We start from the raw sequence: 12929 nt of genomic DNA on the forward strand, positions 1-12929 counted from the left end.
AGATTGATCGTGGATTTGGGGAGTGTGTGACCTTTGCGATACACTCTCGCTATTGCCTCAGAATCGTTGAGTTCTATGCCCAAATTACTAACTTCGCTGCTGCTGAGTCTCAGCGTATTGAGTGCGTCTGCGCTGGCCGCACCAACGGATAACATCCGTAACAGCGGCTTTGTCTATTGCGTGAATGGCACGGTGAACACCTTCAATCCGCAGATGGTGAGCAGCGGTCTGGTGGTCGATACCCTTGCAGCGCAGTTGTACGATCGCCTGCTGGATGTTGATCCTTATACCTATCGCTTGATTCCTGACCTGGCACAAAGTTGGGAAGTCCGCGATAACGGTGCGACTTACCGTTTCCATCTGCGGAAAGATGTGTCATTCCAGCACACCAACTGGTTCAAACCCACGCGTAAAATGAATGCGGATGATGTGGTGTTCAGTTTTGCGCGCATGTTTGACCGTCAGCACCCGTGGCATAACGTGAACGGCGGCAGTTATCCCTACTTTGATAGCCTGCAGTTTTCCGATTCCGTGCAAAGTGTGAAGAAACTGGATAACGATACGGTGGAGATCCGGCTAAATAGCCCTGATGCCTCATTCCTGTGGCATATCGCCACGCATTACGCCCCGATTCTGTCGCAGGAATATGCTGATAAGCTCACGGCAAAAGGTCAGCAGGAAAGACTGGACCGTGAACCGGTGGGCACCGGTCCGTTCCAGTTAAGTGAGTATCGCACTGGGCAGTACCTGCGGCTGGCACGTAACCCACAGTACTGGCGCGGCGTTCCCCGCTTGCAGCAAGTCGTGATCGATTTGGGTGTCGGGGGCACTGGACGTTTATCGAAACTGCTGACCGGTGAATGTGATGTTCTGGCCTATCCCGCCGCCAGCCAACTGTCGATTCTGCGTGATGACCCGCGTCTGCGCATGACCTTACGTCCGGGCATGAACATCGCTTATTTGGCATTTAACACCCGTAAACCCCCGCTGGATCGTCCTGAAGTGCGCCATGCGCTGGCATTAGCGATCAACAATGAGCGCCTAATGGAGTCGATCTATTACGGCACCGCAGAAACCGCCGCATCGATTCTGCCACGTGCGTCTTGGGCCTACGACAATGATGCCCGCGTCACGGAATACAATCCGGCTAAAGCGCGTGAAGAGCTGAAAGCGTTGGGCATTGAAGACCTGCACCTGCGGTTAGTGGTCCCGACCACTTCTCAATCATGGAATCCCAGCCCGTTAAAAACCGCCGAACTGCTGCAAGCGGATTTGGCGCAGATTGGCGTTCGCGTCACTATCGCACCGGTTGAAGGCCGCTTCCAGGAGGCGCAACTAATGGCGATGAACCATGATTTAACCCTGACCGGCTGGGCGACCGACAGTAACGATCCCGACAGCTTCTTCCGGCCACTGCTCAGCTGCGCGGCTATCCGCTCGCAGACCAACTTTGCGCACTGGTGCTCGCCCGCCTTTGATGAAGCGCTGCAGCGTGCCCTGTTGTCACAGCAACTGTCAGCCCGTATCGATAGCTACGACCAGGCACAGCAAATTTTGGCGCAGGAGTTACCTGTGCTGCCGCTGGCTTCATCGTTGCGCCTGCAAGCCTATCGTCATGATATTAAGGGTTTGGTGCTGAGTCCCTTTGGTAATGCCTCGTTTGCCGGGGTTTACCGTGATGAAAGCAGCGAGGAGTAAGCATGATCATCTACATATTGCGTCGGCTTTTGCTGCTGCTCATCACGCTGTTTTTACTGTCACTGGTGAGTTTTAGCCTCAGCTATTTCACCCCGAATGCACCGCTGGAAGGTGCATCGTTATTCGATGCCTGGTGGTTCTGGTTTAAAGGATTGCTGCAGTTCGACTTCGGTGTCTCCAGCACTAACGGCCAGTCAATTGACGTGCAGTTGCGTGAAGTCTTCCCCGCCACACTTGAGTTGTGTGTGCTGGCCTTTATTCTGGCGCTGCTGGTAGGCATTCCGCTGGGGATCTGCGCGGGCGTGATGCGCAAAAAATGGCAGGATAAGGCCATCAGCGCGCTGGCCCTGCTCGGCTTCTCCATGCCGGTTTTCTGGCTGGCGCTACTGTTTACCCTGTTCTTCTCTCTAACTCTGGGATGGCTACCGGTTTCAGGACGCTTTGATTTACTCTATCCGGTACAAAGCATCACCGGTTTTGCGCTGATTGATGCCTGGCTGAGCCCTTCACCATGGCGTCACGAAATGTTGATCAGCGTGCTCACGCACATGATTCTACCGGTGATTGTGCTGGCGGTGGCCCCCACCACCGAAGTCATACGTCTGCTACGCAGCAGCACCAGCGACGTGATGGATAAAAACTATGTTAAAGCAGCGGCCACTCGCGGATTATCGCGATTCACCGTCATCCGTCGGCATGTGCTGCACAACGCATTGCCACCCGTTATCCCTCGCCTCGGCTTACAGTTCTCCACTATGCTGACGCTGGCGATGATCACCGAAGTGGTGTTCAACTGGCCTGGCATTGGGCGCTGGTTAATTAATGCGATTCGCCAACAGGATTATGCGGCCATTTCTGCTGGCGTAATGGTGGTCGGCGGCTTGGTGATCCTGGTCAGTGTACTGTCAGATATTCTCGGTGCGGCACTCAATCCGCTGAAACACAAGGAATGGTATGCCCTACGATGATATTTATGCAGAGAAACGGTTACCCAGTCCGTTTCGTCTGTTTTGGCAGCGTTTTTATCGCGATACCAGCGGCATGATTGGCTTGTACGGATTCGGCACCCTGTTGTTTCTGTGCCTGTTTGGTGGCCTGCTGTCGCCTTATGGCATCGACCAGCAATTCCTCGGTTATCAGTTACTCCCACCGTCGTGGTCGCGCTATGGTGATGTCTCCTTCTTTCTTGGCACCGACGATTTAGGACGTGACGTGCTCAGCCGCCTGTTGAGCGGTGTAGCACCAACTGTCGGATCGGCCATTCTGGTCACCGTGTTGGCCGCTATTTGCGCGTTGGTGCTTGGCGTGCTGGCGGGGATTACGCACGGTTTGCGCTCTGCGGTGATGAATCACGTTTTGGATACCTTGCTGTCGATTCCTTCGCTGTTACTGGCGATCATCGTGGTGGCGTTTTTAGGCCCGCGCTTGGAACATGCGATGCTGGCGGTGTTTCTCGCCATCATTCCGCGCCTGGTACGTGAGATCTATACTGCAGTGCATGATGAGATGGAAAAAGAGTACGTGGTGGCACTGCGTCTTGATGGCGCGCGCAACCTGAATATTCTCTGGAACGCGGTGCTGCCCAATGTTCTGCCGCTGCTGGTGAGTGAGTTCACACGCTCGCTGTCGATGGCGATTCTGGATATCGCAGCGCTCGGTTTCCTCGATCTGGGTGCGCAACTGCCCTCGCCCGAATGGGGCGCGATGCTGGGCGACGCACTGGAGTTGATCTATGTGGCCCCCTGGACCGTGATGCTGCCGGGTGTGGCGCTCATGGTCAGCGTATTAATTGTTAACCTGCTGGGCGACGGCGTCCGTCGCGCCGTAGAAGCGGGAGCTGAATAATGCCGCTACTTGATATTCGTAATCTCACTATCGAATTCATGACCTCAGAAGGCCCGGTGAAAGCTGTAGACCGGATTAACCTCACGCTGAGTGAAGGGGAAGTGCGCGGACTGGTGGGTGAATCCGGATCGGGCAAAAGCCTGATAGCAAAAGCGATTTGTGGCGTCACTAAGGATAACTGGCGCGTTACCGCCGATCGCATGGTGTTTGACGATATCGATCTGCTGCGCCTCTCGCCGCGTGAGCGACGTCGCATTGTCGGCCATAACGTGTCGATGATTTTCCAGGAACCGCAGGCTTGTCTTGATCCCTCCGAAAGCATTGGCCGCCAGTTAATGCAGGCAATCCCACGCTGGACGTTCAAAGGCCACTGGTATCAACGTCTATGGTTCTGGCGCAAGGCACGCGCGATTGAGTTGTTGCACCGCGTCGGTATTAAAGATCACAAAGACATCATGCGCAGCTTCCCCTACGAGCTCACGGATGGTGAGTGCCAGAAAGTGATGATCGCCATCGCGCTGGCCAACCAGCCACGCTTGCTGATTGCAGATGAACCGACCAACGCCATGGAGCCAACGACTCAGGCACAGATATTTCGTTTGCTGAGCCGCCTGAATCAGAACAATAACACTACGATTTTGCTGATCAGCCATGACCTGCGCACCATGAGCCAGTGGGCAGACCGCATTAACGTGATGTATTGCGGTCAGACCGTGGAGACAGCACAAAGCGAAGATTTAATGGACACACCGCACCACCCTTATACTCAAGCGCTGATCCGTGCGATGCCTGACTTCGGCAGTGCGTTGCCGCACAAAAGTCGTCTCAATACCCTGTCCGGCGCCATTCCTTCACTGGAACATTTGCCCATTGGTTGCCGTCTCGGCCCGCGTTGTCCCTATGCACAGCGCAAATGTATTGAGACACCGCGCCTTACCGGCAATAAAACGCACCTGTTTGCCTGTCACTTCCCGTTGAATACGGAGGGTCAGTAAGTATGGAAACGCTGCTGGAAGTGCGTAACCTGAGCAAAACTTACCGCTATCGCACCGGATTGTTTCGCCGCCAACATGTTGAGGCGGTGAAAGGGGTCAGTTTCACCCTGCGTGAGAAGCAGACGCTGGCGGTGATAGGTGAGAATGGCTCGGGAAAATCGACGCTCGCCAAAATGCTGAGCGGCATGGTGGAACCCACCGAGGGCGAAATGCTGATCGACGATCATCCGTTGGAGTACGGCGATTATGGCTATCGCAGCCAGCGTATCAGGATGATTTTTCAGGACCCGTCAACGTCCCTGAACCCACGACAACGTGTCAGTCAAATCCTCGATTTTCCGCTGCGCCTGAACTCAGATTTCGATGATGAAGAGCGAGAAAAACGCATTATCGCCACGCTGCGCCAGGTCGGGTTGCTGCGCGACCATGCCGGATATTATCCGCATATGCTGGCCCCCGGACAAAAACAGCGTCTGGCGTTGGCGCGCGCTCTGATCTTGCAGCCTAAAGTGATTGTCGCCGACGAAGCCCTCGCCTCGCTGGATATGACCATGCGCTCGCAACTGGTGAATTTGATGCTGGAGCTGCAGGAAAAACACGGTATCGCTTATATTTATGTGACGCAGCACTTGGGCATGATGAAACACATCAGCGATCAGGTGCTGGTGATGCATCAAGGTGAAGTGGTTGAACGCGGCGGCACAGCTGATGTGCTGGCTTCCCCCTTACATGACCTGACAAAGCGTTTGATCACCAGCCACTTTGGCGAGGCATTAACCGCTGAGGCCTGGCGCAAGGCACGCTGATTGTTCACTGCATCGCGGAAAACGCGGTGCGGTTTACCGCATTTGATAGAGACGTGCTAGAATCCGCACGTCGATTAACGTCGGTCGCCTACTTTTTAATCACTGCGGCCGCCAACAACAATGACCATAAGGATTACAGCTATGGGTTTTCTTTCCGGTAAGCGCATTCTGATTACTGGCGTTGCCAGTAAACTCTCCATTGCCTACGGTATTGCACAGGCGATGCACAAACAGGGCGCAGAACTGGCTTTCACCTACCAGAACGACAAATTGAAAAGTCGTGTGGAAGAGTTTGCTAAAGATCTGGGTTCAGACATTGTTCTGCCGTGCGATGTGGCAGAAGACGAGAGCATCACTGCGCTGTTCACCGAGCTGGCAAAAACCTGGCCGAAATTTGACGGTTTCGTTCACTCAATCGGTTTTGCACCTGGCGATCAGCTGGATGGTGACTACGTGAACGCCGTTACCCGTGAAGGCTTTAAAATCGCTCACGACATCTCTGCCTACAGCTTCGTGGCGATGGCGAAAGAGTGCCGTGCAATGCTGAACCCGAATTCAGCCCTGCTGACCCTTTCTTACCTGGGTGCAGAGCGTGCTATCCCTAACTACAACGTGATGGGTCTGGCTAAAGCGTCTCTGGAAGCTAACGTACGCTATATGGCAAATGCGATGGGTCCAGAAGGTACGCGTGTGAACGCGGTTTCTGCGGGTCCAATCCGTACCTTAGCGGCGTCTGGCATCAAAGATTTCCGTAAGATGCTGGCTCACTGTGAAGCCGTTACCCCAATTCGTCGTACCGTAACCATCGAAGACGTGGGTAACTCTGCGGCCTTCCTGTGTTCCGATCTGGCGGGTGGTATCACCGGTGAAGTGGTACACGTTGATGGCGGCTTCAGCATTGCCGCTATGAACGAGCTGGAACTGAAATAATGTAGCGGCGGCTAACCAGCCGCCTTTGGGCGTACCCCGGTGCGCCCCTACAAATCCCCCCTTATACTCACCCGCTATAAATTATTCCCCATCATTCTTTTGCCGCAGCCAGTGCTTCAGCGACGATAAGCTAGCCCTTTGGTGGCGATGCGCTTTTCAGATTTGCCCGTCGCATGCCAAGTCCGTTTTTCGCGCAAGGAATGACCATGGAACAACGCCGTTCTCCCGGCCATGATCACTGGTTTTATGAAAGCCAGACTCGCCCGCAATCGCAAGCCACCGCACCCTTGGTGCCCGAGGCTGCCTATATTGAAGATCGCTTTTTATTGGGTTTGCAGCAGGAAGCCACTGCGCTGCAACCGGTATTGATCCGTTTCCAGCCAGCTTTGTTGGCTGCGCGCGACCTCAGTCAGCTCCTGCTGCCCGACACGCTGAGCACCTCACTGACACACACCTTGACGCTTTACGATCGCCTCAGCACTGCGCTTATTGTTGCGCAGGTTGCTGGTGTTCAACGTCTGTGCAATCACTACTCGGCGCGGCTCAACCCGCTGCCAGGCCCAGACTCTTCACGAGAGAGTAATAATCGGCTGACGCAAATTACCCAATATGCGCGTCAGTTGGCGATGCAGCCCGCATTAATTAACGCAGCCAGCATTAGCGCACTGGACGCGGTTGGCCTCACTGAGCCGGATATCGTGACGCTTAATCAGTTGGTGGGCTTTGTCAGCTATCAGGCGCGCGTGGTGGCCGGACTACAGGCGATGATGGGTTTGCCAGTACGTTGGATACCGGGCGTCTCTCCTCCGGCAGATGCCGACGCTAACATGCTGACTCATCAAGCGGAGTGGCAACACGCGCTGAAACCGGTTGAGCTGCGCTATGCCAGTGCTGAGCAACTGGCTGCCATTACATTTTGCCAGGGAATTGCAGATTTAGACGAGGCGATGTGGTTGCTGGTGCATGATGCACAGGCGCTGTATGGCTGGGCAACCTTGCAGCAGCGCCTGGAAGACCATTTCACGGATGAAGCAGCGCTGGCGCAGGCAGTGAGTGCGCGCATTCTGGGCTGCATTCGTCAATTCAACCTAAGGGCGGGTGATCAGCGCGAGGCGCTGCTTCAGGATGTCGATAAGGCTGCCGAGGACACGCCGCTCATTCATGTCAGCGCGCAACTGGTTCGTCTGCCAGAGCGCTTTAGCGCGGCTCACCTGCAACCCTTACTGAACGCAGGCTGGGGAACCGAGCGTATTTTCACCCTGTTACAGGCTGTTGCCTTTGCCAGCTGGCAGGATCGTTTATTTATGGCGCTGGGTGAGGCACGTTAATCCGGCAAATGACGCCGTGCTTCATCGAAGAAGTGCTGAGCCAGCGGTGATGCCCTGCCCGGCTCAGCAATCACTAACGCCGCCTGACGTCCCATGGGCGCCATATCGATCGGTCGTCGTGCCAGATTTTGCAACATCTCCGGTAACAGATGGTCGCAGGGCGACACCATTACCCCCAGCCCCACCTGTGCGCTCTGCAGTAATTGCATAATCGACGCGCTTTCAATAATTACGCGCGGTAACAGGCCGGTTTCACGCAGCTGGCCATCGAGATAACGGCGGAAATAGCGCGTGGGTTCCGCAAGGCACAGTGGCTGCGCGGCCAGCGTTGCCAGTGACAGCTTTTCGTGTTCAAGCAGCGCCGGAAAATGGTCTGGATTGAAAATGGCTTCCACACCACGATCCTTTAACAGCGCGGTCTGAAAATGTAATTCACGCAGCGACGTTAGCTCAAAAAATCCGATTCCGCCGTCTACCGTGTGGCTGTTCAAGGCTTCTAACAGCTGGTCGGCGCTCATTGCCGCTACACGATAGTCGAGTTGTGGATAGCGCGCTTCCACCGCTTTCAGTAACGCGGGCAGTGCGACGCTGCATTGCGGCATAACGCCGAGGCGCAGCGTACCGTTCACGCCATGCTTCAGCGATTCCACTTCCAGCTTCAGGCCCTGATACACCGAAACAATTTCCCGTGCCCAGGTCAGCACACGCTCCCCTTCCGGCGTGAAGCCGTCAAAGTTGTTGCTGCGATTGATCAGCGATAATCCCAGTTCGCGCTCAAGATTCTTCAGTCGCATCGATAGCGTCGGCTGGCTGACAAAACTGGCCTCAGCTGCGCGACCAAAATGGCGTTCACGCTCCAAATTACAGAGATAAATTAATTGCTTGATGTCGATTTTCGCATCCACCCTGAAGTCACAGTCGCGCTATGGTAACAAACTCATGTCCTAAAAAGCACAAAGGCCGCCTTTTGGCAGCCTCTGAGAATAGAATTAATGCCCCACCCGGCGCTTATCTCCGGCACTCGCAATGGCTTAGCTCTTGAAGGGGCAAAGACATCATCGCAAATATCGGGCCTGCAGATTTAACATTGGTTGCTAATTTTATTATTAGCGTGGTAACTAAATATGTTATGCAACGCCTAACGCACTTTTTACCTCATTGGCGATCTTTTCCACCTGCGGGCCATAGATCACCTGCACATCGTGCTCGCTGACGCGGTTGACGCCGTTGGCGCCGGTGGTGAGCAAGGTCTGATCCACTACCTCTTTCATCTCTTTCACCCGCACACGTAACCGGGTGAAGCAGCAATCGACATCCTCTATATTGCTTTCACCCCCCAGCCCGCTGATGATCACTTTGGTGCGTTCATCAGCCGTCACCTGAGTGCTTTGCGGCTCCTCATCTGCTTCGCGCCCCGGCGTTTCAACCCTCATCCGCGTTATTACAAAACGAAAGCCGTAATAATAAATCGGTGCATAGATAACGCCCAACGCCACCGTCCACCACCAATGCGTTTTACTGCCACCAAGAATACCAAACACCACTAAATCAATCGCACCGCCCTGCACGTTGCCTATCATCAAGTGCAGCATCGACATCAGCATAAAGGACAAGCCGGTCAGCAAGGCATGAAGAATATAGAGCACCGGTGAAACAAAGATAAAACAGAACTCCAGAGGCTCGGTGATACCCGTGGTGAATGAGGTGAGCGCACCCGCCAGTACCAGCGCTTTAACCCGCTGCTTATGTTCCGGGCGCGCAGTGTGGTAGATCGCCAGTGCGGCTGCGGGCAAGCCGAACATCATCACCGGAATTTTCCCTTGCGCAAGGAACTGCGTGGCACTGCGCACCGTGTCATCAGGAATCGCTCCCGGATGGGTCAGCGAACTGTTAAAGATATTCAGGGCGCCGACCACGGTTTGTCCATCCACCGTTGCCATGCCCCCAATCGGCGTGAATCGCACTGTCTCATTGAGGATATGATGTAAACCGGTGGGTATCAGCAGACGTTCACCGGTGCCTAAGAGAAATGCACCATATTGCCCACTTTTCCCAATCATTTGCCCCACCCACGCAATGCCTTGGCCAATGGTGGGCCAAATCAACGCCAGCAGCACACCAATCAGCGGCAAGACGACGATGGTGACGATCGGCACGAAGCGGCGTCCGCCGAAGAAGCTGATCGCCGTTGGCAGTTGCTGGGTATAAAAGCGGTTATGCAGCGCAACAGTGATCAATCCCGCAATCACCCCGCCTAACACACTCATATTGTAGGTAAAGATCCCCAGCATATTGATGTACTCGGCTGAGGTCATCATCGCGGTAGTTTGATCCATACCCGCCTGCTGCAAAGCAGCGGGCGTGGTGGTTAGCGCGGTGAGTCCTTTCGCGGCCAGCGTGGCGTTAATGCCCACGTTCATCGAGATATAGCCAATCACGGCAGCAAATGCAGCGGTCGGCTTTTCTGCTTTCGCTAAACCAATCGCACTGGCGACCGCAAAGAAAACCGGCAGATTGGCAAACAACGCGGCCGCCACTTTGCGGATAAAACCGATGATGAGCTGCGGTACCTGCAAATTGGCAAAGGCATCGCCGGTGACCGCAGGGTTTTGCATCGCCGCTGCCAGCCCAAGAAATATCCCGGCGGCAGCGATAACGGAGATCGGCATCATCAAGGCTTTACCGAAGGCATGAATTTGGCTGGCCAGATTCTTCATGGTGTGCGCCCTTTCACAGATTGAAAGAGCAATTATTAGCCAGTTATGCCATTCACACGTCGCTACGGGGCCAGTCAGCCGATGAAATTTGATCCGCATCACGCTTTAACGCGATAAACGCCGCCTATCGCACCATTAAACCAATCAATTAGACAACTTTTGCTGTCAGTCGCACACTTTCCCCCAACAGAAGTCATATTCTGATAACAATTCATAAACAATAAGCCTGCAACGACTATGAAATTTAAACGTAAAATTCAGCCCTACCGTGCCGCTGCTGGCGGCTGGGGTTCTTTGGAAGCTACCACCCGTTTTGTCCTTGATAGTAAAGCTGCACTGAAAAACATGCGTAACCTGATGCGCATGAACAAAGCACGCGGCTTTGACTGCCCGGGTTGTGCATGGGGTGACGACAACAAAAGTACGTTTAGCTTCTGTGAGAACGGCGCCAAAGCCGTGACCTGGGAAGCCACGCGTCGTGTCGTTGAACCGGCGTTCTTCGCCCAACACAGCGTGAGTACCCTGTATCAGCAAAGCGACTATTTCCTTGAGTATCAGGGCCGCCTGACGCATCCGATGCGTTACAACAGCGAAACCGACCATTATGAGCCGATCAGCTGGGACGATGCGTTAGCCCTGATCGCCAAACATCTGCAAGCGATGGACCATCCAGACCAGATGGAACTTTACACCTCAGGTCGCGCCAGCAATGAAGCCTCGTGGCTCTATCAACTGTTCGGCCGCGTGATGGGCACCAACAACTTCCCTGATTGCTCCAACATGTGTCACGAAGCCAGCGGTACCGGTCTTAAGCGCAGCATCGGCGTCGGCAAAGGCACCATTCGTCTGGATGATTTCGATCATGCGGATGCGATATTTGTTTTTGGCCAGAACCCGGGCACTAACCATCCGCGTATGCTGCACAGCCTGCGCCATGCCGCCGACCACGGCGCGAAAATCGTCACCTTTAATACCTTGCGTGAGCGCGGCCTCGAACGTTTCGCCGATCCACAAAAACCGCTGGAAGTGGTCACTTCAATGGCGGGCACGATTAGTTCTACCTATTACCAACCCAATCTGGGCGGTGATATGGCGGCCGTGCGCGGCATGGTGAAAACCTTGCTGGAAGTTCAGCGTGAACGTTTGGCTGCGGGTGAACCAGGCATTTTCGATCAGGCTTTTATTGATGCCAACACGCAAGGTATTGAAAGCTATCTTGAGGCCGTCGATAACACCCGTTGGGATGACATCGTGCGTCAATCTGGTTTGAGCGAAGCGCAAATCCGTGAAGCTGCTGCGATCTATCAAAGCTCAGAACGCGTGATCATCACCTGGGCAATGGGTATCACTCAACACAAGCACTCCGTGGATACCGTGCGCGAAATTACCAACCTGCAGCTGCTATTTGGCCAGTTAGGTAAAAAAGGTGCCGGTTTGTGCCCAGTACGCGGCCACAGTAACGTGCAGGGTAACCGCACCATGGGGATCGATGAGAAACCCAACAAGCCGTTCCTTGATGCGCTGGGCGCGCATTTCGATTTCGAGCCGCCGCGTGAACACGGCCACAACACCGTTGAAGCACTGGGTGCCATGCTGCGTGATGAAGTCAAAGTGCTGATTGCCCTCGGGGGTAATCTGGCAGCGGCTGCGCCAGACTCACCGGTTACTGAAGAAGCCTTGCAGCACTGCGGTTTAACGGTGCACATCAGCACCAAACTGAACCGCAGCCATTTGGTGCCAGGTCACGAAGGATTGATTCTCCCAACCTTGGGTCGTACCGAGCGCGATCGCCAGGCGAGCGGCAACCAGTTCATCACCGTGGAAGACTCCTTCAGCATGGTACACGCATCAGAAGGTGTGGGTGTACCGCTGGCAGATACGCAACGCTCTGAAACCGCGATTGTGGCGGGTATCGCGCATGCTACTCTCGGTAGCGACAAGATTGACTGGCTGGGTATGGCGGACGATTACAATATCATCCGTGATCATATCGGTGCCACCATTCCCGGTTTCGCCGATTTCAACAACAAATGCGATATCCCAGGCGGATTCTATCTCGGTAGCGCGGCGGCTGAATGGCGTTTCAACACCCCAAGCAAACTGGCCGAATTCAGTGCTGCGGCATTGCCGACCTCACTTTTCCCGCAGTTGGGCAACGACGTCGAAGTGCCGTTCACGCTGCAAACTCTGCGTTCGCATGACCAGTACAACACCACGATTTACGGCCTCGATGACCGCTATCGCGGCGTTTATGGTCAGCGCGAGGTGGTGTTTATCCATCCTGATGATATGGCCTCGCTCGGCTTTAGCGAAGGTCAACTGGTGGACATTGAAACCCTGTGGAATGACGGACGGACGCGCCGTGTCAGTGGCTTCAAACTGGTTCCCTATAATATTCCTCGCGGTAATCTCGCGGCCTATTATCCGGAAACCAACCCGCTGGTGCCGCTCTCCAGTTACGGTGACGGGAGTGGAACCCCCACCTCGAAATCGGTGCCGGTGAAACTGGCATTAACGGCCGCTGCACCTACGCAGCGTATCGCCTGAGCCATCAGCGTTATCAGAAGGTAAAAAGCCGCGTAATGCGGCTTTTTCGCCTGTTTTGGCCTT

The 12929-nt window shown here is 54.6% G+C and carries 10 protein-coding genes; 8 read left to right on the top strand and 2 right to left on the bottom strand.

The annotated features are described in order from the left end of the window. The first annotated feature begins 75 nt into the window (after nucleotides 1-75). The 7 genes from sapA (at nucleotide 76) to F3J38_RS10720 (ending at nucleotide 7602) form a co-directional block, all read left to right on the top strand. A complete protein-coding gene (gene sapA / locus F3J38_RS10690) occupies nucleotides 76-1698 on the top strand; it encodes an ABC transporter substrate-binding protein SapA (protein WP_084934173.1) in 1623 nt (540 codons plus the stop codon). Between the two features lie 2 nt (nucleotides 1699-1700). Beyond that, nucleotides 1701-2666, top strand: a complete 966-nt coding sequence (gene sapB, locus F3J38_RS10695) for a putrescine export ABC transporter permease SapB (protein ID WP_167138184.1) — start codon at nucleotides 1701-1703, stop codon at nucleotides 2664-2666. After that, nucleotides 2653-3543, top strand: coding sequence for a putrescine export ABC transporter permease SapC (gene sapC / locus F3J38_RS10700; RefSeq protein ID WP_167138186.1), 891 nt, complete (start codon nucleotides 2653-2655; stop codon nucleotides 3541-3543). The genes sapB and sapC overlap by 14 nt, the downstream gene beginning before the upstream one ends. Next, nucleotides 3543-4538 carry a putrescine export ABC transporter ATP-binding protein SapD gene (gene sapD, locus F3J38_RS10705; protein ID WP_084934170.1) on the top strand — a complete coding sequence of 332 codons (996 nt, stop codon included), beginning with the start codon at nucleotides 3543-3545 and terminating at the stop codon, nucleotides 4536-4538. Before sapC ends, sapD begins: the two co-directional genes overlap by 1 nt. Before the next feature lie 2 nt (nucleotides 4539-4540). Continuing rightward, nucleotides 4541-5344, top strand: coding sequence for a putrescine export ABC transporter ATP-binding protein SapF (sapF, locus tag F3J38_RS10710; protein WP_167138188.1), 804 nt, complete (start codon nucleotides 4541-4543; stop codon nucleotides 5342-5344). A gap of 141 nt (nucleotides 5345-5485) precedes the next feature. Further along, nucleotides 5486-6274, top strand: a complete 789-nt coding sequence (fabI, locus tag F3J38_RS10715) for an enoyl-ACP reductase FabI (protein ID WP_007892455.1) — start codon at nucleotides 5486-5488, stop codon at nucleotides 6272-6274. Nucleotides 6275-6480: 206 nt separating this feature from the next. Continuing rightward, complete coding sequence (locus tag F3J38_RS10720) at nucleotides 6481-7602, top strand: CMD domain-containing protein (protein WP_167138190.1); 1122 nt, start codon at nucleotides 6481-6483, stop codon at nucleotides 7600-7602. Here F3J38_RS10720 and F3J38_RS10725 read toward each other — a convergent pair. Both F3J38_RS10725 and F3J38_RS10730 read right to left on the bottom strand, forming a co-directional pair. Continuing rightward, nucleotides 7599-8495, bottom strand: coding sequence for a LysR family transcriptional regulator (locus F3J38_RS10725; protein WP_167138851.1), 897 nt, complete (start codon nucleotides 8493-8495; stop codon nucleotides 7599-7601). The two genes, F3J38_RS10720 and F3J38_RS10725, sit on opposite strands and share 4 nt — an antisense overlap. A 234-nt stretch (nucleotides 8496-8729) precedes the next feature. Next, complete coding sequence (locus F3J38_RS10730; protein WP_167138192.1) at nucleotides 8730-10319, bottom strand: PTS transporter subunit EIIC; 1590 nt, start codon at nucleotides 10317-10319, stop codon at nucleotides 8730-8732. Nucleotides 10320-10556: 237 nt separating this feature from the next. Between F3J38_RS10730 and F3J38_RS10735 the strand changes: the two genes are divergently transcribed. Further along, on the top strand, nucleotides 10557-12866 hold the full coding sequence (locus F3J38_RS10735; RefSeq protein WP_167138194.1) for an FdhF/YdeP family oxidoreductase: 2310 nt from the start codon (nucleotides 10557-10559) through the stop codon (nucleotides 12864-12866). Nucleotides 12867-12929 lie beyond the last annotated feature (63 nt).

It is taken from the genome of Candidatus Pantoea formicae (assembly GCF_011752625.1).
In the GTDB taxonomy this organism is placed as follows: domain Bacteria; phylum Pseudomonadota; class Gammaproteobacteria; order Enterobacterales; family Enterobacteriaceae; genus Pantoea; species Pantoea formicae.